Annotated in this window: 23 protein-coding genes and 5 tRNA genes; 26 read left to right on the top strand and 2 right to left on the bottom strand. The window is 45.2% G+C overall.

What is annotated here, in order from left to right; all coding sequences use genetic code 11:
• The 18 genes from ISALK_RS03045 (at position 1) to ISALK_RS02960 (ending at position 12,560) form a co-directional block, all read left to right on the top strand.
• Positions 1-699, top strand: a complete 699-nt coding sequence (locus ISALK_RS03045; RefSeq protein ID WP_160718904.1) for a TIGR01906 family membrane protein — start codon at positions 1-3, stop codon at positions 697-699.
• Between the two features lie 69 nt (positions 700-768).
• Positions 769-1,071, top strand: a complete 303-nt coding sequence (gene gatC / locus ISALK_RS03040; protein ID WP_160718901.1) for an Asp-tRNA(Asn)/Glu-tRNA(Gln) amidotransferase subunit GatC — start codon at positions 769-771, stop codon at positions 1,069-1,071.
• 38 nt (positions 1,072-1,109) lie between these two features.
• Positions 1,110-2,597 carry an Asp-tRNA(Asn)/Glu-tRNA(Gln) amidotransferase subunit GatA gene (gene gatA, locus ISALK_RS03035; RefSeq protein ID WP_160718898.1) on the top strand — a complete coding sequence of 496 codons (1,488 nt, stop codon included), beginning with the start codon at positions 1,110-1,112 and terminating at the stop codon, positions 2,595-2,597.
• A gap of 1 nt (position 2,598) precedes the next feature.
• Positions 2,599-4,053 carry an Asp-tRNA(Asn)/Glu-tRNA(Gln) amidotransferase subunit GatB gene (gene gatB / locus ISALK_RS03030; protein ID WP_160718895.1) on the top strand — a complete coding sequence of 485 codons (1,455 nt, stop codon included), beginning with the start codon at positions 2,599-2,601 and terminating at the stop codon, positions 4,051-4,053.
• Between the two features lie 188 nt (positions 4,054-4,241).
• Positions 4,242-4,457, top strand: a complete 216-nt coding sequence (locus tag ISALK_RS03025) for a FeoA family protein (protein ID WP_160718893.1) — start codon at positions 4,242-4,244, stop codon at positions 4,455-4,457.
• The gene (locus ISALK_RS03020; protein ID WP_371723433.1) at positions 4,458-6,233 is read left to right on the top strand and encodes a FeoB small GTPase domain-containing protein; all 1,776 of its coding nucleotides are present in this window, start codon (positions 4,458-4,460) and stop codon (positions 6,231-6,233) included.
• Between the two features lie 96 nt (positions 6,234-6,329).
• Complete coding sequence (locus ISALK_RS03015) at positions 6,330-6,959, top strand: Rossmann-fold NAD(P)-binding domain-containing protein (protein WP_160718889.1); 630 nt, start codon at positions 6,330-6,332, stop codon at positions 6,957-6,959.
• Positions 6,895-7,929 carry a lysylphosphatidylglycerol synthase transmembrane domain-containing protein gene (locus ISALK_RS03010; RefSeq protein ID WP_160718886.1) on the top strand — a complete coding sequence of 345 codons (1,035 nt, stop codon included), beginning with the start codon at positions 6,895-6,897 and terminating at the stop codon, positions 7,927-7,929. Before ISALK_RS03015 ends, ISALK_RS03010 begins: the two co-directional genes overlap by 65 nt.
• A gap of 150 nt (positions 7,930-8,079) precedes the next feature.
• The gene (locus ISALK_RS03005) at positions 8,080-9,063 is read left to right on the top strand and encodes an AIR synthase family protein (RefSeq protein WP_160718881.1); all 984 of its coding nucleotides are present in this window, start codon (positions 8,080-8,082) and stop codon (positions 9,061-9,063) included.
• A gap of 177 nt (positions 9,064-9,240) precedes the next feature.
• Positions 9,241-9,765, top strand: a complete 525-nt coding sequence (locus ISALK_RS03000; RefSeq protein ID WP_371723430.1) for a DUF2179 domain-containing protein — start codon at positions 9,241-9,243, stop codon at positions 9,763-9,765.
• A 210-nt stretch (positions 9,766-9,975) separates the two neighbouring features.
• Positions 9,976-10,731, top strand: coding sequence for a ribonuclease PH (gene rph, locus ISALK_RS02995; protein ID WP_160718878.1), 756 nt, complete (start codon positions 9,976-9,978; stop codon positions 10,729-10,731).
• Complete coding sequence (locus tag ISALK_RS02990) at positions 10,732-11,334, top strand: XTP/dITP diphosphatase (protein ID WP_160718875.1); 603 nt, start codon at positions 10,732-10,734, stop codon at positions 11,332-11,334.
• Positions 11,335-11,362: 28 nt separating this feature from the next.
• Complete coding sequence (locus ISALK_RS02985; RefSeq protein WP_160718872.1) at positions 11,363-11,848, top strand: metallophosphoesterase family protein; 486 nt, start codon at positions 11,363-11,365, stop codon at positions 11,846-11,848.
• Positions 11,849-12,012: 164 nt separating this feature from the next.
• Positions 12,013-12,086 (top strand) — tRNA-Gly (locus ISALK_RS02980).
• Positions 12,087-12,094: 8 nt separating this feature from the next.
• Positions 12,095-12,170, top strand: a tRNA-His gene (locus tag ISALK_RS02975).
• A 122-nt stretch (positions 12,171-12,292) separates the two neighbouring features.
• A tRNA-Gly gene (locus tag ISALK_RS02970) sits at positions 12,293-12,367 on the top strand.
• A 9-nt stretch (positions 12,368-12,376) separates the two neighbouring features.
• Positions 12,377-12,453: transfer RNA gene (locus ISALK_RS02965), tRNA-Arg, on the top strand.
• Positions 12,454-12,483: 30 nt separating this feature from the next.
• A tRNA-Arg gene (locus tag ISALK_RS02960) sits at positions 12,484-12,560 on the top strand.
• 138 nt (positions 12,561-12,698) lie between these two features.
• Here ISALK_RS02960 and ISALK_RS02955 read toward each other — a convergent pair.
• Complete coding sequence (locus tag ISALK_RS02955; protein ID WP_160718868.1) at positions 12,699-13,691, bottom strand: dihydroorotate dehydrogenase-like protein; 993 nt, start codon at positions 13,689-13,691, stop codon at positions 12,699-12,701.
• A gap of 214 nt (positions 13,692-13,905) precedes the next feature.
• Between ISALK_RS02955 and ISALK_RS02950 the strand changes: the two genes are divergently transcribed.
• The 5 genes from ISALK_RS02950 (at position 13,906) to ISALK_RS02930 (ending at position 19,022) form a co-directional block, all read left to right on the top strand.
• Positions 13,906-14,463, top strand: a complete 558-nt coding sequence (locus ISALK_RS02950; RefSeq protein WP_160718866.1) for a YtxH domain-containing protein — start codon at positions 13,906-13,908, stop codon at positions 14,461-14,463.
• A 277-nt stretch (positions 14,464-14,740) separates the two neighbouring features.
• Positions 14,741-15,484 carry an ABC transporter ATP-binding protein gene (locus tag ISALK_RS02945; protein WP_160718864.1) on the top strand — a complete coding sequence of 248 codons (744 nt, stop codon included), beginning with the start codon at positions 14,741-14,743 and terminating at the stop codon, positions 15,482-15,484.
• A complete protein-coding gene (locus ISALK_RS02940; protein WP_160718862.1) occupies positions 15,484-16,557 on the top strand; it encodes a Lon protease family protein in 1,074 nt (357 codons plus the stop codon). Before ISALK_RS02945 ends, ISALK_RS02940 begins: the two co-directional genes overlap by 1 nt.
• 12 nt (positions 16,558-16,569) lie before the next feature.
• A complete protein-coding gene (locus ISALK_RS02935) occupies positions 16,570-17,808 on the top strand; it encodes an ABC transporter permease (RefSeq protein ID WP_160718860.1) in 1,239 nt (412 codons plus the stop codon).
• A complete protein-coding gene (locus ISALK_RS02930) occupies positions 17,805-19,022 on the top strand; it encodes an ABC transporter permease (RefSeq protein WP_160718858.1) in 1,218 nt (405 codons plus the stop codon). The genes ISALK_RS02935 and ISALK_RS02930 overlap by 4 nt, the downstream gene beginning before the upstream one ends.
• Positions 19,023-19,142: 120 nt before the next feature.
• Here ISALK_RS02930 and ISALK_RS02925 read toward each other — a convergent pair whose 3' ends face one another.
• On the bottom strand, positions 19,143-20,513 hold the full coding sequence (locus tag ISALK_RS02925) for an alanine/glycine:cation symporter family protein (protein WP_160718856.1): 1,371 nt from the start codon (positions 20,511-20,513) through the stop codon (positions 19,143-19,145).
• A 529-nt stretch (positions 20,514-21,042) separates the two neighbouring features.
• Between ISALK_RS02925 and ISALK_RS02920 the strand changes: the two genes are divergently transcribed.
• The 3 genes from ISALK_RS02920 to opp4C all read left to right on the top strand — a co-directional run bounded on the left by ISALK_RS02920 (position 21,043) and on the right by opp4C (position 24,954).
• Entirely contained in the window at positions 21,043-22,800 is a 1,758-nt protein-coding gene (locus ISALK_RS02920) for an ABC transporter substrate-binding protein (RefSeq protein ID WP_160718854.1), read from the top strand.
• 179 nt (positions 22,801-22,979) lie between these two features.
• Entirely contained in the window at positions 22,980-23,960 is a 981-nt protein-coding gene (locus tag ISALK_RS02915) for an ABC transporter permease (RefSeq protein ID WP_160718852.1), read from the top strand.
• Positions 23,961-23,973: 13 nt separating this feature from the next.
• Positions 23,974-24,954 carry an oligopeptide ABC transporter permease gene (opp4C, locus tag ISALK_RS02910; protein ID WP_160718850.1) on the top strand — a complete coding sequence of 327 codons (981 nt, stop codon included), beginning with the start codon at positions 23,974-23,976 and terminating at the stop codon, positions 24,952-24,954.
• Position 24,955: the final 1 nt, after the last annotated feature.

The raw sequence follows: 24,955 nt of genomic DNA, 5'->3' as shown, positions 1-24,955 counted from the left end.
ATGAATCGATGGCTGAAACGGTTACTATATATCCTGGCGGGGATCCTATTAAGTGTGGTCCTCCTATTGACGGCAACAGAGCTGGTATCTTTTAATGTGGATCACTATCTTACCCAATTTGAGCGTTATGATGTACCGGAGGTCACGGGCATGGACATGGATAACCTGGAGTATACCGTGGAGGATATGCACCGGTATCTTCGGGGGGATGACCGCCACCGCTTGGAGACGGAAGCCTATTTCGGTGACGAGCTGCGCCCGGTATATGGAGAGCGGGAGATTCTTCATATGATCGATGTACGGGACCTCTTTGTGGCGGGGAGAAATATTCGGAACCTGGGAGCCCTGGCTTTTGCAGCCTTAATGGTGTTAATGATCTATAAGGACCGGGACTGGAAGAAAAACATCTGGAATTTCCTTTTTTATACCATGCTGGGGAATATTCTGTTTTTCGGAGTGTTGGCTTTGTTGATGTATGTGGATTTCGGACGGTATTTTGTAATTTTCCACTTGATTTTCTTCGACAATGATCTATGGCTGTTAAATCCCCAAACCGATACCTTGATCCAAATGCTGCCCCAGCCCTTCTTTTATAATACCGCGTACATGATTACGGGAATTTATGCGGGGACCATGGTTTTTCTCGGAGCGCTGGGTTTGTTTATGAAAAAACGACAACGGAAGAACGTTATAGAGTGATAGACCAATGAAGATGTAAAATTGCTATACAAAGAAGGATGAAATATTTATATTAAAGAAGGTGTGATGATGGAACGTTTTGAAAGAAAAGAACTGAATCGCTTATGCCGCCAAAGCAGACTGCGGTTAAAGAATAAAGAAATCCGTAAACTGCAAGAAGACCTACAGGAACTTTCCGGCTATTTAACAAAGCTTGAAGGAATAGAAGTTACCAATACCTACGAAGCCATAGAAGAGGGGTACTGGATGCATAAAAACAAAACCCCCCTTCGAAAGGACCGGGTGGAAGAGTTTGATCAAAAGGAGCTAATGAGAAAGAATTTTCCAAAGAGAAATCATAATTTTGTGACGGTACCGAAAGTGATCAAATAATCAGTGAAGAGTCTATGCAGAAAAGGGTGAGTAAAACATTGGATAATCAGGGATTAACCATTGAGCAAATACAAAATCAATTGGTAAGTAAAAAATACAGCGCAGAGGAACTGTTTAAGGATACCTTGGATACAATCAAAGAAAAAGAGCATAAGATCGGTGCCTTTATCACTCTTAGCGAGGAAGAAATTGTAAAAAAAGCACAGGGGTTGGATCGTAAACTTCAAAAGGGCACATCCCTCGGAAATTTAGAGGGGGCCCTTTATTCCATTAAGGATAACATTATGATGAAAAATCAGCGGTGCACCTGCGCTTCGAATATGCTTAAGAACTTTATCGCTCCCTATGACGGAGAGTGTACCCTAGGGCTGAATGAGGCCGGGGCTGTAAGCCTTGGGAAAACCAATATGGATGAGTTTGCCATGGGTTCCTCTACGGAGCATTCCGCCTTTAAGGTAACGAGAAACCCCCGGGATTATAAACGGGTGGCGGGTGGTTCCAGCGGCGGATCGGCTGCGGCAGTGGCTGCAGGCTTCGGGCACTTCTCTTTAGGGTCGGATACAGGAGGGTCGGTTCGTCAGCCCGCAGCCTTTTGCGGAGTGTTGGGAATGAAGCCGACCTATGGTCTTGTTTCAAGGCTGGGACTGGTGTCCTTTGCCCCCTCTATGGACCAAATCGGAATTCTAGCCAATAATAGCCGGGATATAGCCCGGGTGCTGGAGGAGATTCAAGGGCCGGACTTTTCCAAAGACTATACTTTGGTTCGGAAAAAACCGGTTTCCTATGATCAAGAGCTTCAAGCCTTTACAAAAGACCGGGAATCCCGAAAGGAAAAACCGTTAAAAGGGATTACCATCGGTATACCGAAGGAGTTTTTTGAAATATCCATGGAGAAGGAAGTGGAAAAAGCCCTGGACTCAGCGATGGAAGCCTTTAAAAGTCAAGGTGCAAAGTTGATTTCTCTATCAATTCCTCATTTTGGATACGGACTCTCGGCATATCACGTGCTAAGTATGGTGGAGGCGGTATCGAATCTGGCCCGTTTTGACGGCGTGGGTTACGGTAATCGAGCTTCGAACTGTGAGAACATTGAGGATGTTATTGAAAAAAGCCGAGGACAGGGTTTTGGGGAAGAAGTGAAAAGACGGCTGATTTTGGGAAATTATATTTTAAGCAAGGAAAAACAATCCCTTGTCAGGGCAAAGAAGGTGCAAAAACTGTTACAAGAGGATTTTCAACAGGGGTTTCAACAAGCGGATTTTCTTTTCACGCCCACGACCCATACCACAGCCTTTAAACTCGGAAAAAAAAGCAAAAGCCCCTTGGATATGCAGCGACTGGATGAATTAACGGTTCCCGTAAGCCTTACGGGATTGCCGGCGATTTCCGTGCCCTGTCAGGAGCCGGGGAACCTGCCGGTGGGAGGACAGCTGATCGGAAATTACTTTGATGAAACGGTGCTTCTTAAGGGAGCTTTAGGTCTTGAGCAGGTCTTAAGTCCAAATCAACAGAAGGGGAATCGGTGAAATGATAAAAGCGGAAACGGTAATCGGACTGGAAATACATGTGGAGCTTAATACGGAAACCAAAATTTTTTGCGGTTGCAAAAATCAAGCTTCGAAAAATCCTAATGAATATATCTGTCCCACCTGTTTGGGATATCCGGGAGCCTTGCCCAGACTGAATAAAAAGGTAGTGGATTATGCTCTGAAAGCCGCACTTGCTCTAAACTGCGAGGTTCAACGAAACACTCATATGGATCGAAAACACTATTTTTATCCCGATCTTCCTAAAGGATATCAGATCACCCAAGCCACAAAACCCTTAGGGATAAAGGGAAAACTGTATTTGGAAAAGGCAAAGAAAACCGTAGGGATTGAGCGGATTCATATTGAAGAGGATACGGGAAAAATGATGCACCGGAGCGATGATACGGATATCGATTATAATCGTAGCGGGGTACCCTTGATTGAAATTGTAACGGCACCGGATCTATCCAATGAAGTGGAACTATTAGAGTTTCTTGAAGAGTTGAAAAATCTCCTGGCTTTTTTGGAAATCTCCGACTTGAAAATGGAGGAGGGGTCCCTTCGCTGTGATTTAAACATTAATGTAATAGATCAGAAACGGGGGACTAAAACCCCGGTAATGGAAGTGAAAAATCTAAACTCCTTCAAAGGGGCGGTAAAAGCCGGGCTGTACGAACAGAAGCGATTAAGGAAGGCCCTGGGAAAAAACCGGGAGCTTACAAAAGAGACCCGGGGATGGGATCAGAAAAGAGAGGAAACCAAGACCCTTCGGAAAAAAGAGGACTCCCTGGAGTATCAGTACTTTATCGAACCGGAAATTCTTCCCCTTCAATTATCCCAGCGAAAAATTCGTAACACCGCCGGGCGTATGCCGGAACTGCCTCAACAGAAAAGAGTCCGTTTTAAAAAGCAGTACGATCTTCCCGATTACGATGTGGGAATTCTTGCAAAAAATCCTTATGTGGCGGATTTTTTTGAACAGGCCCTATTGGTTTGCTATGCTCCTAAACGGATCAGCAACTGGATTATGACTCAATTACTGTCAGAAATGCCGAAGGGGCTGGAAGGTTTTAAAGATCTCGCCTTAAAACCGAAGGATTTCGGAAAGTTGATGACACTGATCGAAGAGGGGAAGGTGCCGAAAAAAATCGGAGAAAAAGTCTTAAAGGAAATCTTGATAACCGGGGAGGATCCGGAAAGAATTCTAAAGAATCGAAATCTTGGGAAAATCACTGATCCCGAGGAGATTCAAAAAATTGTGGCGGAGCTTGTAGATCAGCTGTCCACCCAATACCCGGAATTGTTAAAGGACTATCAAAAAAAGCCGGATAAGGCGATGAAGTTCCTTATGGGTAAAGGGATGGAGCGAACCGGGGGACGGGTGGACCCGGAGAAGTTGCGAGAAAGCATTAAACAAGAACTATTATTGAAATTCCAACAAAAAGAGTACTAAAAAACTCTTGACTTCATTGAAAGATCTGTGATATTCTTTATACAAAGATAATGAAAATTATTATCAACACTTTAACAATAGAAACGGTACACAGATTAGTGAAAACCGAATACCGAATACTGATGGAAAATTGAGTTGCTCATGAATCCGTTATAAATACCAACAGACTTTCATAAGGAGATGAGACGATGTCACTGTATGCGATTGAAAAAGAACACCGATGTATTATTGAAAACCTGCCCCAATTAGGACTGCTGAAGTCCCTGGGGCTTCGAGAGGGAATCAATGTGGCGATCAAGTCCAAACAGCCTATGGGAGGACCGGTCATTGTACAGGTGGGTAGAAGATGCGTAGCCATCGCCCGGGATATCGCACAAGAGATTCAGGTGAGGGAGGTCAACTAAGTGGATTGTCATAACAAGAGCCCCGAAGTCGAGGTAGGCAAAGACACGCTGAAGTTCTTACTGATGGGAAATCCCAATGTAGGAAAAAGCGTGGTGTTTTCCAAACTTACGGGGGTAGAGGTGCTCGCCGCAAACTATACGGGAACCACGGTGGGCTACACCAAAGGAAAAGTTCGAGACTTAAAACAAGACGGCATACTAATTGACGTTCCGGGAACCTACGGCCTTGAGGCTACTTCTGAAGCCGAAGAAGTAGCCGTTAATTTTGTCAAGGAAGGGGCCGATGCCATCATCTGTGTCCTGGACGCCACAAATTTAGAGCGGAACTTAAATTTTGCCCTACAATTGAAAAAATTCGATATCCCCATGATCTTTGTCTTAAATCTGGTGGATGTCGCCGAGCAACAAGGGGTGATCATTGATGCCCAGGCCTTAGAGGAAGAACTGGAGGCTCCGGTGATCCCTACGATTGCGGTGCGGAATGTGGGGCTGCGGGACCTTTTATCCGCCATGGGAAACGTGGAAAAACGACAAAAGGAAGTATGTTACACCGCGGAAAAAGAACTGGTGGAAGAAGAGGAAACCCGTTGGAAGGAAATCGGTCGTATTGTAGAAAAGGTCCAGACCCTGGAGGAAAGAGAACCTTCCTTGACGGAAAAACTGGGCTACGCGTCGATGCAGCCCTGGCCGGGAATCCCCTTGGCGATTCTGGTATTGGCATTGGTCCTGGGCTTTGTGGTCGGGGGCGGAAAAGCCATTCGGGGAGCCTTGTTGCTTCCCTTCGTGTATAATATTTATGAGCCGGCGATGACGGCATTTATCGGAGGATTTATTACCGAGGGAACCGTGGTTTACAACGTATTAGTGGGAGATTATGGGGTGCTGATTAAGATAATTGAATGGCCCTTTGCCTTAGTCCTTCCCTATATCACCCTGTTTTATATTGCCCTGTCCACCTTGGAAGACAGCGGATATTTACCGAGAATCGGTGTGCTGATGGACGGCGCCCTTAGAAAAATCGGGGTGCAAGGGGGAAGCATTGTTCCTTTTATTATGGGTTACGGATGCGCTATACCGGCGATCTTAGGCTCTAAAGCTGCAACCACCCATAAGGAACGGGTGATTGTTGCAAGTCTGGTTTCCTTAGCGGTACCCTGTACGGCCCAAACCGCAGCCTTCTTTGTATTACTGGGAGACGAATCCCCCTGGATGCTGGTAGGGGTATACGGACTCTCGATTCTGGCCATGATTCTGGGGGGGGCGGTGCTTAACCGGATGCTTCCGGGGAAAGTGGATCCCATGCTGTTGGAAATTCCCAATCTGTTAAAGCCCGATGTGAAAACCGTGCTACAAAAGATTAAAATACGGGTGAAACATTACCTGGTGGAAGCCCAAATCCCCATGGCCCTGGGAATTCTCTTTGCGGCCATCATCGCAGAAACCGGCCTGATCCACGGGATCAGTGACTTCTTAAGTCCTGTGGTGACAGGATGGCTGGGACTTCCGGGCGAAGCGGGGCTTGCCCTGATGCTTGGGATTGTTCGACGGGAGCTGGCGGTACTGCCGCTGTTGGATATGAGCCTCAGCAGTCTGCAGATTTTCACCGGTGCCACCGTGGCACTGTTCTATCTGCCCTGTTTATCGGTGCTGGCCATACTCATTAAAGAGTTCAAGTTAAAGACCGGACTGGCCATTGCGGCCACCACCTTAATCGGCGCCTTTCTCATCGGCGGCGTAATCAATCAAACCGTTCGTTTTATCAGCGGTATTTTGTAGAGGGATGTAAAAATAAACGTTATAGGAATAATACTTTCAATATAGCAAGTGTTCGTAGAATTTCCCGTAAAAATAATCAAAAAAAGGAGCATGGTTATGATTCCGAAATTTACCCGATGTTTAGAAAAAACCCTATGTCACTTTCCAAGAATGGCTAAGCTATGTATGAATTACTACAATAACATCGTAAAAGAGGAAATCAATTTAGCCCAGATCAAGTCCGAGGATCATGTGCTTTTTATCGGGGGCGGAGCCATACCCAGCACGGCTTACCGGATTCATCAATACACCGGGGCAAAGATCGATGTGATTGATAAGGACCGCTGTGCGGTGAAATTGGCGAAAAAGCTTACCGGCTTATTGGGTCTTGAGGAGTCGGTAAAGGTATTTGAAGCCGACGGGAAGACCATCGACACCCGAAAATATTCGGTCATTCTGGTGGCCCTGCAGGCCTGTCCCCATCGGGATATTTTAGAGAACGCCCTGGGAAAAGCGGCGCCCAACACCCGGGTGGTAACCCGCTGTCCCGCCCACGGACTCCAGGCATTTTATGAAAGTGCTCCCAGGGACTCCCGGTGTTACACCAATGTTCAAGCCATGCAGGGAAGCCCCACCATGGAGGCCAGTTTACTGTTTATTAAAAACGAAGGAAGTGGTGTTGATGAAAAAGGCCATCCTGTTATTTGTCGGGATTCTCTTGATCGGGCTTATCGTCCGGTTTGCTGATACCAATGAGATTCTTCGTCATCTGGAAAACATTTCCCTCGGACAGATCATTTTTCTCTGTGCCCTGCAGCTGATCACCATCTTTTTAAACAGCGTTCAGCTGTTCACGTTGGCCAATCTTTTTGATTTACCCGTGGCCCTTCGCAAAATTTTCACCGTTTATATGAGCGGAACCTTTGTGGAGAGCGTTACTCCCTCGGTAAAAGCAGGAGGAGAAGCCACGAAAATATACCTGTTAACCAAGGAGCTGGACATTCCCTTAGGGGAGAGTTCAGCTTTAGTTGCGTTGCAGAAAACCATCAGCTTTTTAGCCTTTCTATCGATTAACGTCTTTACCATGACCTGGTTTATCCTTCGCCTGGGAGCAGAAGTGGACCAAAGTCGGCTGCTGATGGGAACTTTTGGACTGCTGCTGCTAATTTTTGTAGGAATTCTCAGTCTTATTTTCTGGCCGAAAAAGGAATACGGTTTTCTCGAAAAGCTCCCCTTAAACGAAAAGCGGCGGGATAAACTGGTGGGAGCCTTGATAAACTTCGAAAAAAACTTTCGAAAAATTTTGGCCCGGAAAAAAGCCATGGTCTTTCAGTTTCTCCTGGCTCTATTTATCTGGTCGTTTTTCGCCTTGAAGGCGTACCTGGTGGTGGTATTTTTAGGGATTTCCTTAAGCTTTATTGAAATTGCCGTGGTAACCTACCTTACTTATATGGTAGGAATGCTGCCCCTGCTTCCCGGAGGTCTGGGTTCCTTTGAAGGGAGCATGGTGTTCTTTGTGGCGCCCCTGGGTGTCGGAGTATCCTCGGGAATCACCCTGGCCATTGTGCTGCGCTTTGTCACTTTCTGGTTTGTTTTTCTGGTCAGCGCCTTATATCTTCTGGGGAAGGTGCTGTTGGAAGGTAAGCCCTTCCATGGTATAATGAACCTGGACAGTCTTTATAAGCGCCGGAAAAATCCCGGCAAGGACAAGCGGTGAGAGCTAAGGGATAAAAGTTAAGCCTTACAACTTAAATGTTACAATGCAAGTGTTGCAACTCAAGTCTTACAATTCAAGTGTTACAATTCAAGTGTTAAAATACAGGTGTAAAATCCAAGCTTGAAATCCATGTAAAAAGGAGTTTCAGTGATGAAAATCGGAAAAATTCCCGCAGAACTACTACAGGAACTGATATTTAAAAATATTAAACATAAACGAAAGGAAGTATTGATGGGCTCCGGTGTGGGGGAAGACTGTGCCGTGGTGGACTTTGGTGATTACATCGGAGTACTGAGTACGGATCCTATAACCGGAGCTTCTTCAGAGATCGGAAGTCTGGCAGTACATATTTCCTGTAACGACGTAGCCTCCAACGGCGTGGAGCCGGTTGGACTGTTGCTGACCATCCTGGCCCCTCCCGATGCCACCGAGGAGGAACTGAAGCGAATTATGGAAGATGCCAACCGTACGGCCTGTGAAGTGGATGTGGAAATCATGGGAGGACATACGGAAATTACCGATGCGGTGAATAAAATCGTCATCTCCACCACGGCCATCGGCCGGCAGCCGAAAAACGGCATGACCTTCTCTAAAGGAGCACAGCCGGGGGACCGCTTGATTATGACCAAGCACGGCGGCCTGGAAGGGGCGGCGATTATTGCCCACGACCTGGAAGAAAAACTGACAGGGAATGTTTCGAAGGAAGCAATCCTTGAGGCGAAAACCTATTCTAAGGAGATCAGTGTGGTAAAGGAAGGGAAAATTGCCGGAGCCTTTGGAGTAAACAGCATGCACGATGTTACGGAAGGGGGCATTCTCGGGGCTCTTTGGGAGCTGGGCGAGGCATCCTCCCTGGGCGTAAAAGTTTATCTAGAAGATATTCCCCTTCGTAGGGCAACCGTAGAGATCACGGAATACCTCGGGATTGATCCCCTAAAACTGATTTCCAGCGGTGTGATGGTCATGTCCGTGGACCCGTCAAAGAAAGAGGGGTTATTAAGGGAGTTTTCCAAAAACGGGGTGGAAGCCGCCGATGTGGGGGAAGTGATTGCAGGGGATTCCTATTTGCAAAAGGGAGACCACCGAGAGCCTCTGGGGCCCCCGGATACGGATGAATTGTATAAAGTGATATAGACGGGAAGTGTAGTAAAGGAAAAATAAGAAGTGCCCTACTCCTTTTATATCACCAATAAACGGGTAAGTGTAAAAGGTGTAGAATGTTTATTAAATCTCATTTTATTAAATCTCATTTTATTAAATCTCATTTTATTAAATCTCATGAAGGCAAGGAATTTTAAGGAGGCAGTTACAGTGTTAGTGCTAGTACTTAGTTATTTATTAATCTTTTTCGCCCGGGTCATTGATATTTCCCTGGCCACGATCCGAATGATTATGGTGGTGAGGGGAAAAAGAATGCAAGCGGCGCTGATCGGATTTGTGGAAGCCCTGGTGTTTGTTGTAGCCATCGGAAGAGTACTGAACCATATGGATGATCCGATTAATATTTTAATGTTTGCCCTGGGTTTTGCCACAGGGAATTACGTAGGTATGTGGGTCGAGGAAAAAATGGCGCTGGGAAATATCATCGTACAAGCCATAACTCCCTCCCATTATCAGGATTTGACGGAACAACTTCGGGAAGAAGGTTTTGGTGTAACGATTGTACAGGGATACGGCATAAAGGGAACCAACAATCTTGTCAATATTACTTTGCAGCGTAAACGCATGAATAAACTGATGCGTATCATCGATGAGTATGATAAGGAAATTTTTGTAACCGTAACCGATGCCCGGGCCATTCGAGGAGGATATTTCTCCGCATCCAAGCGAAAATAAAGGGCAAGTGCCATAAAACGGGATTCCTGGAAATCCAGGAATCCTCAAAATATTAAGAATCCAAAAAAATCTCGTGAAAACATGAATCAAAAACAAATGTATGATACAATCAAAAAGCTGAAAAACGCCGGGAAATAATCGATGGTCCTAATGTGTCGATGAACCGGAGGAAATGATCCGAAAGAACTATAAAGAGAGAGGACGTTTAAAATGAATCGAATCGATAATCGAAAGCCCGATGAACTCCGGGAGATGAAAATGATCACGGACTATATCAAACACCCCCAGGGGTCTGTATTGATTGAAATGGGAGAGACAAAGGTCATCTGCTCTGCTACGATTGAAGAGAAAGTCCCCTTCTTTCTTAAAAATTCGGGAACCGGCTGGATTACCGCAGAGTATTCCATGTTGCCGGGAGCCACCCATACCAGAAATATCCGGGAATCCAGCAAAGGGAAAATTGGAGGCAGAACCCAGGAAATTCAACGATTAATCGGACGGGCCCTGCGCTCCGTCGTAGATTTAAAAGCCTTAGGAGAAAAAACCATCTGGATCGACTGTGATGTGATTCAAGCCGACGGTGGTACCCGTACCGCATCTATTACCGGTGCTTTTGTGGCGCTGACCATGGCCGTGGATAAGCTTTACAACCAAGGGAAAATAAAAGTCTTTCCTATAAAGAGTTACGTATCCGCCATCAGTATCGGAGTTATGGAGGGCACCGAACTATTGGATCTTTGTTATGAAGAGGATTCCAAGGCCCATGTGGATATGAATGTGGTCATGACCGATCGGGGAGAATTTATTGAAGTTCAGGGAACCGGAGAAGAAGCGCCTTTTTCCAAGGAGCAGCTCTTAAGCCTACTGACCTTGGCGGAAAAAGGGAACCGGGAGCTGACCCGTATGCAACGGGAGATCTTAGGTCCTATTGGCGAGCGGATCGGAGAGTCGAAGGAGGAAAAATAAATGGAAGATAAAAAAACCTTGGTGATTGCCACGGGGAACCCCAATAAATTAAAGGAAATTCAAAGTTTGCTGCGGGATTTTCCAATTTCCGTTAAAAGCAAGGATGAGGCAGGTCTGAAGTCTCTCGAGATTGAAGAGACCGGCACCACCTTTGAGGAAAATGCACTGCTAAAGGCAAAAGGGATTCAGGCCCACACGGGAACCATGGTTCTTGCCGATGACTCGGGGATTACCGTGGACGCCTTACAGGGAGCTCCGGGGGTTTACTCCGCCCGCTATGCAGGGGAAGAGGGAAATGACCAACGGAACAATGAAAAGCTCTTAGACGCCTTAGAGGGCCTTCCTAAGGAAAAAAGGGGGGCGGCTTTTGTCTGCGTCATTGTTTTACTGTTTCCCGATGGGAAAGTCTTAAAAGCAAGGGGCGTGACCCGGGGTTATGTGGGCTTTGAAAAAAGAGGTCAAGGTGGGTTCGGATACGATCCGATTTTTGTTCTACCCCAGGGAAAAACCATGGGGGAATTGACAGGGAAAGAAAAAAATGAAATCAGTCATCGGGGGAAAGCTCTGAGAAAGATTAAAGAGCTTTTGAAAGAGGAATTTTAAATTCATAGAAATTTTAGAGGTGAAAAACGTGAAAATTGCAATACTAGGGGATAGTCATAATCATTTGGAAATACTGGACCAGCTTCATGAGGAGAATCGTTTTCAAGGGGTGGAGTTGATTCTTCATACAGGGGATATGTGTAACGACGGAAGTTATCTTGAAGATCTTACAGGAATCAAAGTAATCGGCGTAAAGGGGAATGCGGATCCGGTGTACACCGCCTGTGAGTCGGAAGTGGTGTTGGAGCTGGAAGGATACAAAATATTTTTAACCCATGGCCATCGTTACGGTGTAAAGGGGAGTAATGACCGGCTTTTTTACCGGGGGAAGGAAATCGGCGCGGATATTGTGGTTTTCGGACACAGCCATATCCCTCTTACAGTGGAGGAAGAAAACATGCTGTTGTTGAATCCCGGAAGCATCGGTTTTCCCCGGGGGCTCAGTAAAAAAAGCTACGGGATCGTAACCTTGGGGGATAATATTAAGGTGGATCTGGTGGAAATGGAGGATTAATAGCCTGAAAGAGAATTGTATTAAAGACTTTCCGCCTTCTGGATACCATGGATTTTGAGGGTTGGAGGGCCCCTGGAAGGAAGAAAAAAAATAAAATATAAAATATCTATTGACATAGGCCTGTGATGATGATAATATTATTTAGGTCGCAAGGTAATAGATGCGCGGGTGTAGTTCAGTGGCAGAACTTCAGCCTTCCAAGCTGATAGCGAGGGTTCGATTCCCTTCACCCGCTCCACAGATATGGTGGGTGTAGTCAAGGGGTTAAGACACAGGATTGTGATTCCTGCATGCGTGGGTTCAAATCCCATCACCCACCCCATTTTTTAAAAACACGATGCACACTATGTACTTCAGAGTTTTGAAGTATAGCCAAGTTGGTATGGCAGCGGATTTTAATTCCTTCATTTTTAGGTTTAAGTCCTGCTACTCAGCCAATGCTATGCGGAAGTGGCTCAGTGGTAGAGCATCGCCTTGCCAAGGCGAGGGTCGCGGGTTCAAATCCCGTCTTCCGCTCCAAAAAAATGCGTGCTCATAGCTCAGTTGGATAGAGCATCGGCCTTCTAAGCCGAGGGTCCGGGGTTCGAATCCCTGTGGGCACGCCATTTAAACTTTTTTACCGTATGGATCGATATGCGCCCTTAGCTCAGCTGGATAGAGTGACTGGCTTCGAACCAGTAAGTCGGGGGTTCGAATCCCTCAGGGCGTGCCAAAGGAAAACCACCTAAATCATCATGATTTAGGTGGTTTGTTTTTTGGGGATGATTTTTTGGGGATGATCGGTAAATGATCGGTAAATTATCGCAAAAAGTGTACCAGGGGGTCCGACCCCCTGGTACACTTTTTGCTTTTATAGATTTTCTTTGGATAGTAGCATTTTAATGTATTGACTTCGCTCATAAGCCCAGGGATCCTTCATATGGTCTTTGGCCATTTTGCCTCTGAAATCCTCGAGACGCTGATAGCCTTTTCCTTTCATCCATTCCTCCAGATCCTTTAGCAATACTTCAATTTGCTGAAGGCCGTTTTTATAAAGGGTACTGACCACCTGAACCCCTTGGGCCCCGGCCAGAAGCATTTTAATCATATCTTCTCCCTGGATGATGCCTTTGCTGCTGATGATATCTCCTTTATAGACCGGGCTTAACAGTGCGGTCCATCGAAGGGCTAATAAACTGTCTGAGGATTGGGAGAAATCAAAGGAAATATTTTCTTCTTCCTCGTTGATGTCGATTTCCGGTTGAAACAATCGGTTAAACAGGATTACGGCATCGGCCCCGGCATTTTCCAAATCTTTGACCACGCTTGCCATGTTGGTATAGTAGGGACTGAGTTTAACGGATACAGGAATGTTAACGGCGGCTTTGACGCTTTTTAAAACCTCCACATTTTTACGTTCGATGGCCTCCGCGGTGATATCGGAATTTTGGGGAAGTTCATAGAAGTTCAGTTCCAATCCGTCCACGCCGGTTTTTTCGATGGCCTGGGCATATTCTACCCATGTATCCAGGTTGTGAGCATTAAGACTGGCAATAATGGGGACATGCACCTTGTTTTTTACTTTTTTCAACCAGTATAAATGCTCCTGGGTTCCTTTATAGTCAATATGGGGATAAATCGAGGTCATTTCCGCATGAATATGGTCGAATTTTTCCATCTCCTCTTCAAACTTAAAACGGGTGAGTTCAATTTCCTCTTCAAACAAAGACTTTACCACAATGGCACCTACACCGGAGAATTCTAATCGCTTCAAATTTTTCATATCGCTGGATAATGCACTGGCACCGGCTACAATAGGATTTTTCATCGGGATACCCATATACGTAGTTTCTAAATTTAACAAAATCAACACCTCCATAGTTTTTTATGTATTTCTTTTTCTTCTTACTACATGTATACCTTTTAAAAGAAATATTAATCAGAAAATTCCTGATCCTTTGGGAAACTATGAAATTAAGAGGAATTTTTCAAAAAAGCACATAAAAAAGAAGAAAAAAAGTTTTAGACCCGGGGATAATGGGTAGGAAATACACAAACTGATAAAGGGGAGTGCTATAATGAATAAAAAAGATGTAAGCAAAAAAATTGAAAACCTGAAGGATCGAATGAATCCGAAAAAACGGGAGGAAGAAAAGGCTAAAGAACACCGGAAAGGATTAGCAAAAGGTGCCGCCGCCGGAGGCGTCCTGGGAGGTTTAGCAGGAATTTTGTTCGCTCCCGACAAAGGTGAAAATACCCGTAAAAAGGCAAAGGAAGAAATCGAAAAAAATACGGAGAAGGTTAAAGAGAACATCGGAGAAACCAAGGAAAGCCTGGAGAAAAATCTTGAAGAAACCAAGGTTAAGGCGAAGGACTTCTATGAGGAGAAAAAGGAAACCGTAGAAGAAAAAGTGGAAAAAGCCAAAGATCGATTGAGCAAAAGCAAAGAAGAAGCGGAAGAGGAATTAGAGGAAAAAATTGAAGAAATGGAAGAAAAGAAGGAAGAAGTGGAAAAAAAGGCGGAAAAGCAGAAAAAAGCCGTGGAAAAAGACGTGAAAGATTTAAAAAAGGAAGTTCAGGATAAAGCGGAAGCACGAAAAGAAGAAATTAAAAAAGATGTAAAGGATACTAAATAAATTTTAAAGAGTTTCCAACTCCAATAGGGATCGTGCTCTATTGGAGTTTTTTTGTATAGTTGAAATCGAAGGGATAAACCTTACAAAAATCCCTTATGCTTCAGGCCTTGACTTTATCCCCCTTCCCGGTAGGATTTTTTCCGTGGTGCTATTTTCCTGGAAGACTAGCTATTTTCCTCGGAATCCTACAAGAAGAAACTAAAATATGGTAAAATATAAGACAGAAGGAATATAATAAAATATAGAAGAAAATACTGTATAAAAAATGGGGGATGCTATGGGAGCGGTAAAGGCGCAAGAGGTTTATTATGGGTACGGCAAGGAGGAAGTACTAAAGGGGATCAGTTTTGAAGCCAACAAAGGAGAAATCCTGGGGATTTTAGGGGATAACGGAGCGGGAAAGTCCACACTGTTATCCATACTTGCCACCCTGCAAGAGGCGAAGAAGGGAACCCTTTATTACTATGATCAGCGAAAAGAGGATTACGCCCTCCAAAGGCTTCGGGAAGATATCGGGTACGTTCCCCAGGAAATCGCTCTTTACCTGGAGGAAACCCCTTATCAGAATCTGAAAATCTTTGCCAGGCTTCAAGGCCTTAAGGGAAAGAATCTCCGGGATCGGGTGTTAAGCACCCTACAAGACCTGGATCTTGTAGAAGAGATGGACAAGCCGGTAAAAACCTTATCCGGCGGGATGAAAAGACGGACCAATTTAGGGGTGGCCCTGATTCACCGGCCAAGTCTTTTGATTCTGGATGAACCCACCGTAGGGATTGATTTTAACTCCCGAAAAGCCATATTAAAAGTGTTGCGGGGGCTTTCTAAAAAGGGGCGAACAATTATTTATTCCACCCATGCCTTAGAGGAAGTTCAGTATGTTTGTGATCGGGCCCTGGTTATTGAACAGGGAACCATTCAGCAGGAACTGTCCATAAATGAGGGGAACGATGGAATATTTGAAGGAAAATCCATGGAAGAAGTATTTAAAAAGTGGTTTGTAGAAGAAAAGGAGGAAGAATAATGAATATAAAAAAACGATGGTTGATTGGAGCCTTGTTAATCCTGTCCCTGGTGGCTTTTGTAGGGTGCAGTGACGATGGGGAAGAACTCAGTGATATGGAAATTTTCGAACGGGCTTTTATGCAGAATCTGGAAAGACACAGCTATGAATTTACTGGTGAGATGGGCCTTATGGTAGAGTACCTAAACATGCCCGACCAATCCCTGGGAAGTATGTTAGGGGCCTTTAATAATATGAGCATGAACTTCGAAGGGATGATCAACGGGGAGGATCTTATGGATCCGGAAATGTATATGTCCGGTCAATTTAATGCCGCCGGTATGGGCGTCGCGATGGAGATGTACATGCTGGAGGAACAGATTGCCATAAAAGCTCCTATGATGGCACAGATCATGGGGGATCAGCGGCTGGCCGACGGATACCTGATCATGGATCTGGAAGAGGACTTTTATAACCAGGAAGGCTTTGAGGAAATGGATCCCCGGGATCAGGAAGAGCTCTATGGAATGCTTCAGCAATTTGGAGAGATCTATATGGAGATCGTGGAAGAGGAATTTATCACCAATGAGGGAGAGACGGAAATAGAGATCAATGAAGAAAGCCTGGATGTTCAGGAATTTGAAATCTATATGGGCAGAGAAGAAATAAGAACGGTACTGGAAAGTATTCCGGAGTTAATGGAGGAGGAGTCCTTTAGGGAACTCCTTACGGAAGTGGCACGAATCAGCGATGGAGAAATTCCCGTAGAAGAGATGGAACAGGAACTTGACCGTTTTATAGAGGAATTTGATCAGGAAAAAGTTGACGAGGTAATGGATGAATTGGATCAGGTTCTGGACTTTGAAGAAAGTTACTTTTCCATGACCCTGTATATCGATGAAGACTATAATATTGTCAAGGAACAATACGATGTAAATATAGTGGTTGATCAAGAAGAAACGGCCTTCAGTCTCCAGATCTTAGGAGGGATGGAGTACTGGAACATCAACGGAGATATCGATATTGAAGCACCGGAATTTACTGATGAAAATAGTGTACCCCTGCAAGAGCTGATGTTTGCACCGGGATTTTAGGGAGGAAAAAGCATGTTTGCATCTTTAGGGAGAGGATTACGGGTAGCGTTGGAAGAGATGAAAAAATCCTTGCGGCATAAGAAAAAAACCTTGGGAATGATCGTCATTCCCTTGGTTTTTATTTTTTTGTTAACCACGGGCTTCGGCGGGTTTTTTGAACAGGGACTGTTTATCGATTCCTTCTCCGTGGCGGTGGTCAATGAGGACCAGCATCCCATGGCCCATCTTTTAATGGATCAGATTAGAGGGGACGAAGGGCTGCAAGAGTTGATTGCCATTGTGGAGGCCGAGGACGGAGAGGCTGCGGAGGAAATGGTAGGAAGGGGGGAGGTTTTTGCCGGAGTGGTGATCCCCGAAGACTTTGTAGGGAGTCTGGAGCGGGGAGAATCCCGGGAGCTGATCCTATACACCGGTCCCCGGGATCCCTTTAAGTCTCAAGTTTTGACAGGGGTTATGGAGAGCTTTATGTACAGCGTATCCGCCGGGCAAAGCGGAGTGAACGCGGTTTGGGATTACTACCGGGAACAGGGACTTTCCCTGGAGGAGCGCCGGGAGAAAATCGCCCCGGCAATACAGGATATTACTTTCCGGGCCTTGAATGCCCAGGATACCATGATGCGGGAAGAACAGGTAGAAGGGATCAATACCATGGATCCCGGGGTGTATTACCTTCATTCCGTGGTCTTCAGTCTGTTGTTGTTTGCAGCCTTGTTTCTGGGCAGGGATCTGATCCGGGAAAAGGAGTTAGGGCTGATGCGACGGGTGCCCTTTACGGGGACAAGCATAGGGGAATATTACGGGGGAAAAATTCTCGGACACAGTGTCCGAATGATTCTTTTCGGCGGCGGATTTCTGATAGCCGCCCAGTATTTGTTCTTCAGCGGCTGGGACCGGTCTCTGTTCATATCAGTAGGGTACTTAAGTCTTTGGATTTTACTGATTTTATCCGGGGCGGGTCTGCTGGCCTTACTGCTAAAAAAAACCGACATCTACTTTACCCTGGGAAATTTTTTGGTGTTTTCCCTGATTCTGCTGGGCGGAGGATTGATTCCCTATTATTACCTCCCCTACGGACTGGATCGGGTCGCCGCTTTTCTTCCGAATCACCATTATTTACAAGGGATACAACAGATCCGACTGGGGGATTTTCAGGGTATGATCTTTCAGGGGATGCTTATTTTTCTCGGCAGTCTGCTCTTTTTTATCCTGGGAGTCCTTCGTATAAACCGAGGGGCAGGTGATCCCTCATGAAAATATGTACCGTTGGATGGCTTCAGATTCATGGATACTTTAGGAAAAAACTCTCGTGGCTTCTGATTATCCTCCTTCCCTTAGGGTTTTCCTATTTTGCCCTGGGACTTTTTCAGGGGGAGGCTGCCGGGGGTAAAATTCCGGTGGTTATCGTCGATGAAGACCAAAGTGCCTACTCGGAAACTCTGAAGGAACTTTTGCGGGAAGAACCTTATTTGGAGGTCCTGGAAAGGGATTTGGAAGCCGGTCTCGAGGATTTACGGGAGAACCGGGTGGAGGGCGTGTATCGTATTCAGGAGGGTTTTGAAGAGGAGATACAAAGGGACCGAACGCCGGAGCTGGTGTCTTACACCTCATCCCTTGCCCAAGGAGGCGGTGCCGTAGGGGAGATTGTGATCTCCAGGAGCATTCGTATTTTAAGCAGTACCCGGGCGGCCAATCTGATTGTAGCCGAGGCGGAGGACCGGGGAGAAGTGGAAGACCGGGAAGCTCTGTGGGAGGAATCCTTCCGGCAGTCGGAGTCCTACTGGGAACCGGAGCCCTTGATGACCCTCTCGATGGAAGAAGTATTGACGGAGTCCGGGGAAGGCAATGGGGAAGGAAGCGAAAATGGCAGTCCCGGAACCTTGGGGGCGGCAGGCTTTTTAACAGGACCCCATGGGCTGTTGATTATTTACAGCACTTTGTTTTCCCTTTGGATTTTTTATAAACGACGGGAGGATATATCCCGGGGGCTTTATAAAAGGCAGGGGCAGATCGTCGGGGAAATCTCCTTATATACGGGAAAATTTATCGGAGACTTCCTGTTTCTGTCACTGCATCACGGGATTTTACTGAGCAGCATCTATCTATTCCAGGGAGAAGCCTTAAGAGGGGATTTAATTCACCACGTATTCCTGCTGTTGATGGTCCAGGTACTGTTCATCGGATTATGGTCCTTCCTGAGCAATCTGAAAATGGGAAAAGAATTCCTGGTTGTGGGACTGCCCATTGGGGTTCTGATCACTTCCATGGTCTCGGGAGCCCTGTGGCCGGCGGAACTCCTTTCAGAAGCCTTACAGCACATTGCTATGCTCTTTCCCCAGGGAATCTATATGAGAGGGGTGGGGTACAGTTACATCGGTGCCACAGGGGCTCTTTATACCACGATGTTGTGGGGAATAGGAATAGGATGTCTCCTTCTGTGGGCGGGGTACCGTAAACAGCCCCAATAACCCCTCCTTGGCATAAAAGCAATTTAATGCAGTAAAAGCATTCTAAAAAACAACAAAAGAATGCTAAAAAAAGAAGGTCTTCCCGGGGGAAAACCTTCTTTTTAAATTAGTAAATTTTAGTTATTTTTTATTGTCCAAATTATGTTTATCCATATACTTTTGTTTCTCCTTCGCAAGGGCGCCTCCAAGAAGAATCAGGGCAACCAGGTTCGGAGCGATCATCAGACCGTTTAAGGTATCCGCTACTCCCCAAATAACTTCCAGGCCGCCGACGGCGCCGACGAATAGGAAGGCTAAGAATAGCAGTCGGTAAGGAATAACAATGTTTCGTCCGAAGATGTATTCCCAACTCTTTTCACCATAGAAATTCCAAGTAAGCATGGTGGTGTAGGCGAAGAATACGATGGAAATCAGAATAATGTATCCTCCGGGGCCGGGAAGTCCACGGTTGAAAGCGGCAGTGGTTAAGTCCGCGCCGGTTTCTCCGGTTCCTAAGGCTCCTGTGGTTAAAATAACTAAGGAAGTCATGGTACAAACGATAATCGTATCAATGAATACTTCCCAGATTCCCCACATACCTTGTCGAGTGGGGCTGTTCTTTGCCTGGGCATGTACGATGGAAGCGGCGCCAAGGCCGGCTTCGTTGGAGAATACGCCTCGGGCAATACCGAATCGGATGGTAGTTCCTACGGCAACACCTGCACCACCGGCTGCGGCGGCATTAGGGTTGAAAGCATAGTAGAAAATATCTCCCAGAGCTGCGGGAATTTCCGTGAGGTTAAGCACCAAAATAATAAAGGAACCGACGATGTAGATGACTGCCATGGTAGGAACCACTTTTTCTGCTGTTTTTGCAATTCGCTCGATTCCTCCAAGGGTAACGAGACCTACTAAGACTACAATGACTATACCGGTAATCCAAGGTTCGATTCCGAATTCTTCCATTGAAACAGCCACGGTGTTGGACTGTACCATGTTTCCGATTCCAAGAGCCGCCAGTCCTGCAAAGATTGCGTATAGGACACTGAGCCATTTCCAACCGGAACCCAGTCCGTTTTCAATGTACTGCATAACCCCACCGGAAAAAGATCCGTCGGGATTGGTGTTTCTAAACTTAACACCCAGGGAGGCTTCTCCGAACTTTGTCGCCATTCCCACAAGGGCGGAAAGCCACATCCAGAATACCGCTCCCGGTCCACCGAGATAAATTGCGGTGGCCACCCCGGCAATGTTTCCCACGCCGATGGTCGCCGCCATAGCGGAACTTACGGATTGAAAGGAGGTAATGGCTCCCGCTTCCGCATCGTCCTCTTCTTTACCCTTTCTAAACATAGAACCGAAGGTATACTTCCAGGCATGGCCTAAATGGGTGAATTGGAAGAAACCTATCCGAATTGTTAAATACAAACCGGTGGCAATCAGTAAAACCAAGAAGGGGGGCCCCCAAACTATATCACCTATAAAATCGCTAATATTAATAATTGCATCCAAATTTACAACCTCCTTATTAAAGACAGATTTTTGTTAAACCTTGGGATCTTTACATCGATCGTAATGCTGCGTTCTGCTCCTTCCCTCCTTTCCTTATAAGATTTTTGATGACCCATGCAATGATTCAGAAATATCCAAATATTTTGCATGTTCAAAAATAAATATACCATAAAATGAAAAAAAATAAAAGAACTTCTGGTAAATTTGCCTTAGATAATTAAATTAGCTATATAAAACAAAAATTTGATATATTAAGAATATAGTATATAATCGCAGGGAGGATTTCCCTGAATGCTATTGTGAATTAATTGAAAATATTAAGGAAACATAAAAAAGTAAAAATTTTTTTTTATGAACAGAGATCTTTATACATGTTGGAAAATGGTAGCCTCGAGAAAAGGGAGAAAGTTGCGGGAGGCGAAAGACCTCAAAAATTATTGACAGAAAATTTAAATGATTATATAATGTGTTTAAATATTTTAGTCGATAAAATATTTGTTCAAAAAACTTTTTTAAAGGAGGAGTATGAATGAAGAAAAAGTTAATTTTGCTGTTGGCCCTGCTAATGGTGATGAGTTTGTTCCTTGCAGCTTGTGGAACAGATGAAGATCCGGTAGACGAAGAGGAAAACGGCGAAGCAGTCGAAGGAGAGAACGGCGAAGACGAAGACGAAGGTGACGACGAAGAAGAAGCAGCACATGAAATTGGAGGAACAGTGATGGTCGGGGTTACGGAAATTTCCGGTAACTTTAACCCGGCGTATTATTCTTCAAGTTATGACGGTTATGTTGTAGACTTAACCTTCCAAACCTTAATGAACCGGGACATCGACGGTAACTGGGTAATGGAAGCGGCAGATGACTGGGAAGTAAATGAAGAGGGTGACCAAATCACTTTCTACATGAACGAAGACAACTATTTCTCTGATGGAGAGCAAGTAACGGCTCACGACGTGGTATGGTCTTACAAGCTTCTTTCTGACCCATCCTACACGGGACGATATGGTTCCATTGCAGACGGGCTACTTGGATACGACGAGTATGCTGACGGAGATACTGAAGACTTCCCGGGAGTAGTTGCGGAAGATGATTTCACAGTAGTGTTTACTTTCCAAGAGCCACTACGAACAAACATTGCCAACACTACTTTCCACATTATGCCAGAGCACTATTACGGAGAGGCAATGGAGTATGGAGACACTGAAGGGGTTACCGAACTGAGTACAGACCCAATCGGTTCCGGACCATACACCTTAGGAGATTTTGCTCCTGAAGAGTATGTATACCTTGAAAGAAACTTGGATTATATGTATGAAGATTTATTCCTAATCGAAGAAATCTTACTGGAAGCAACGGAAATGACTACGGAAATGGATGATTTGTTAACCGGTACCGTAGACTTATTAGCCGGTCAAATTGACCCGGACAACATTCGAGACGCGGAAGCGGCTGAAAACATCAACTTGAACAGCTACCCACGAAGCGGATACGGATACGTTAAGACCAACAACGAATTTGGTCCCACCGCAGAAAAAGAAGTAAGACAAGCCCTTTACTATTCTTTTAACCTTGAAGAGTTTGTAAGTGAGTACTTCGATGGTTATGCAAACACTCAGTACCACCCCTATTCGCAAGAATCCTGGGCAGTAACGGATGAATGGGTAGACTCTATTGCAGCTTACGACTTTGATATGGATCGAGCAAAAGAGATCTTAGACGACGCCGACTGGCAAGTTGGCGACAGCGGTTACAGAGAAAAAGACGGCGAAGAACTGGAGCTTTTCATTTTAACCATGCCGGAACATGATATCCTTGAAACCTTAGTACCCATGTGGGAACGAGACTGGGGCGGAGAGCTTGATATCAACCTGAACATTTCACAACAAGAGTTCAACTCCATCCTGGATACGATTATCTATGACTCCGATGCCAACGTTGAAGAGTGGAGCATGTTCTTCTTAGCAACAACCATTACAAGCTACGACCCTCATGGTACGGTAGAAGGTTCTTTCCACTCTAGAAACATCGGATCCGGACAGAACAATACTTCCAGATATTCTAACCCTGAGTTGGATGAAATGATGGACGATGCGGAAAGAATTATGGATCAAGAAGAAGCCATCCCTGCATACCAGGAAATCGGTGAAATCTTAACGGAAGATGCAGCATTCATGCCTGTATATGCCAACACCTACTTTGATTTCTATGATGAAAAAATTGTAGACTTCGAAACCCACGGTATCTACAACTGGGTAGCAGCAATGCGACACGCAAGAATTGAAGAGTAAAATTTAAAGCATCGAGAAATAAAAAACTGAATAGGGGTTTAGGTCTTAGGGGCTAAACCCTCTGGAAAACACATTGAAAGGCAATTCTACGAAAGCTGTAGGGTTGCCTTCGATGTCAGAATGGAGAGTTTTTTGATAATTTAAAATATTACTAGACGACATATTGAGGAGTGAAGAGTATGCTAAGATTTTTAGGGAAACGTCTATTACAATTAATCCCAACATTATTGATCATTTCAATGTTGATATTTATTGTACTAGACTTTATGCCGGGAGATCCGGTACAAGCCTATCTAGGACAGGGCTCGGAAGTATCTCCTGAAAGACAGGAACAAATTCGTGAACAATTAGGTTTAGATCGACCCCTTCCAATTCAGTACTTCAATTGGCTAGGAAGGGTATTAACAGGAGACTTAGGTAGAACCAATATCTATAATGCGGATGTTAGTGAAGTGATTTTCGGATTCATCTGGAACTCCTTTTTATTGAATATCTTTGCATTGATCTTCGCATTACTTATCGCCATCCCCGTGGGGATCAAATCCGCGGTAAAAAAGTATGGCCTGTTTGATAATTTCTTTACGGTGTTTTCACTCACCGGGGTGTCCATGCCCACTTTTTTCTTTGCCTTGATACTGATATTTCTCTTTGCAAGGAACATCGAATGGATTCCCTTAAACGGAATGAGAACTTCTATTATGGCTGTTCGTGGTTATGACAGTCTGTGGCAGAATATTGTGGACGTTGGTCGTCATATGCTGCTTCCCGTACTTGTATTAACCATGACAAGTTTGGCAACCCTTACCCGTTACACGCGAAACTCTGTAATCGAGGTAATTAACCAAGACTATATTCGAACTGCGCGATCCAAGGGATTAAAGGAAAAAGTGGTAATTTACAAACATGCCTTTAGAAATGCCTTACTTCCCTTAATTACCATTCTCGGAATGTGGGTTCCCGCCTTATTCGGTGGAGCGATCTTACTTGAAACCGTATTCCTATGGCCGGGAATTGGAAGAGTATTACTAAACGGTATTACCAGTCAGGATCTATCACTAGTTATGGCAACTCTGGTATTCTATGCACTTTTAAGAGTAATCGGAAATCTTTTAGCCGATGTTTCTTATGGGCTTGCAGATCCCAGAGTACGAGTAAAGTAGGAGGAGGGAAATTATGTCTGAAGCAAATGTTGATCAAAATGTGAATGCTCCTCGCTTGAAGCCCGAAGGTCCGTGGAAGATTGCGTGGAATCGATTCAAAAAAAATAAAATAGCATTGGTCGGTGGGATAAGTTTTGTAGCCATCGTCATTGCAGTAATCATCATACCGATGATTTATTCGTTTAACCTATGGCGGGATGTGGAAGGTGTCACCACCGGGCAGCTCGTTCGAGAAACCTTGAATGTGGATCTTCGAGCCCATGGTTTTGAGTTGGAGAACTCGGAGCAGCCCCCCTCAAGAGAAAACCTCTTAGGTACGGACCGTCAAGGACGGGACGTCATGTTCCGATTGTTTTATGGGGGACGGATCTCCATGTTGGTCGGGGTCCTCTCGGCGTTCTTAACGGTAACCCTGGGAACCTTGGTTGGTGGTGTGGCAGGATACTATGGAGGAAAAACTGATGGATTTCTAATGCGTTTCGCGGAAATTGTTCAGTCCATCCCCTTTTTACCGATGATGATGGTAATATCCGCAGCCATGCGCTGGGTACCCTCAGAACAAACCATGCTTGTTGTAGTATTCGTAGTCGGTATCCTCAGTTGGCCGGGACTCGCCCGTGTGGTTCGTGGTCAAATACTCTCCCTCCGGGAGCAGGAATTCATGCAGGCGACGGAAATTCTAGGTATTTCGGATACTTCAAGGATTGGACGGCATTTACTGCCGAATGTATTGGCCTATATTATTGTAAGTGCTACCCTTGGAATGGGTTCGGCGATTCTTATGGAAGCGGGACTGTCTTTCTTAGGGCTAGGGGTTACACCTCCAATGCCAAGTTGGGGTAATATGATTCAGACCGCACGGAACTCCACGGTATTCCTCAACTATCCATGGATTTGGATTCCACCGGGTTTGATGATTATGTTAACCGTAGTAAGTGTAAATTTGTTAGGTGAAGGTCTTAGAGATGCTTTCGACCCAAAAGAGATTAGGTAGG

Origin of the sequence: Isachenkonia alkalipeptolytica (assembly GCF_009910325.1) — a bacterium.
Classification (GTDB): Bacteria; Bacillota; Clostridia; order Peptostreptococcales; family T1SED10-28; genus Isachenkonia; species Isachenkonia alkalipeptolytica.
The sequence above is the reverse complement of the archived record's forward strand: the minus strand, read 5'-3'. Positions and strand labels throughout refer to the sequence as shown.

What these genes read in the sequence shown, in the direction of transcription:
- ISALK_RS03045 (WP_160718904.1), top strand. Translation starts at nt 1, where the DNA reads ATGAATCGATGGCTGAAACGGTTACTATATATCCTGGCGGGGATCCTA.
- gatC (WP_160718901.1), top strand. Translation starts at nt 769, where the DNA reads ATGGAACGTTTTGAAAGAAAAGAACTGAATCGCTTATGCCGCCAAAGC.
- gatB (WP_160718895.1), top strand. Translation starts at nt 2,599, where the DNA reads ATGATAAAAGCGGAAACGGTAATCGGACTGGAAATACATGTGGAGCTT.
- ISALK_RS03025 (WP_160718893.1), top strand. Translation starts at nt 4,242, where the DNA reads ATGTCACTGTATGCGATTGAAAAAGAACACCGATGTATTATTGAAAAC.
- ISALK_RS03015 (WP_160718889.1), top strand. Translation starts at nt 6,330, where the DNA reads ATGATTCCGAAATTTACCCGATGTTTAGAAAAAACCCTATGTCACTTT.
- ISALK_RS03010 (WP_160718886.1), top strand. Translation starts at nt 6,895, where the DNA reads ATGAAAAAGGCCATCCTGTTATTTGTCGGGATTCTCTTGATCGGGCTT.
- ISALK_RS03005 (WP_160718881.1), top strand. Translation starts at nt 8,080, where the DNA reads ATGAAAATCGGAAAAATTCCCGCAGAACTACTACAGGAACTGATATTT.
- rph (WP_160718878.1), top strand. Translation starts at nt 9,976, where the DNA reads ATGAATCGAATCGATAATCGAAAGCCCGATGAACTCCGGGAGATGAAA.
- ISALK_RS02990 (WP_160718875.1), top strand. Translation starts at nt 10,732, where the DNA reads ATGGAAGATAAAAAAACCTTGGTGATTGCCACGGGGAACCCCAATAAA.
- ISALK_RS02950 (WP_160718866.1), top strand. Translation starts at nt 13,906, where the DNA reads ATGAATAAAAAAGATGTAAGCAAAAAAATTGAAAACCTGAAGGATCGA.
- ISALK_RS02945 (WP_160718864.1), top strand. Translation starts at nt 14,741, where the DNA reads ATGGGAGCGGTAAAGGCGCAAGAGGTTTATTATGGGTACGGCAAGGAG.
- ISALK_RS02940 (WP_160718862.1), top strand. Translation starts at nt 15,484, where the DNA reads ATGAATATAAAAAAACGATGGTTGATTGGAGCCTTGTTAATCCTGTCC.
- ISALK_RS02935 (WP_160718860.1), top strand. Translation starts at nt 16,570, where the DNA reads ATGTTTGCATCTTTAGGGAGAGGATTACGGGTAGCGTTGGAAGAGATG.
- ISALK_RS02930 (WP_160718858.1), top strand. Translation starts at nt 17,805, where the DNA reads ATGAAAATATGTACCGTTGGATGGCTTCAGATTCATGGATACTTTAGG.
- ISALK_RS02920 (WP_160718854.1), top strand. Translation starts at nt 21,043, where the DNA reads ATGAAGAAAAAGTTAATTTTGCTGTTGGCCCTGCTAATGGTGATGAGT.
- ISALK_RS02915 (WP_160718852.1), top strand. Translation starts at nt 22,980, where the DNA reads ATGCTAAGATTTTTAGGGAAACGTCTATTACAATTAATCCCAACATTA.
- opp4C (WP_160718850.1), top strand. Translation starts at nt 23,974, where the DNA reads ATGTCTGAAGCAAATGTTGATCAAAATGTGAATGCTCCTCGCTTGAAG.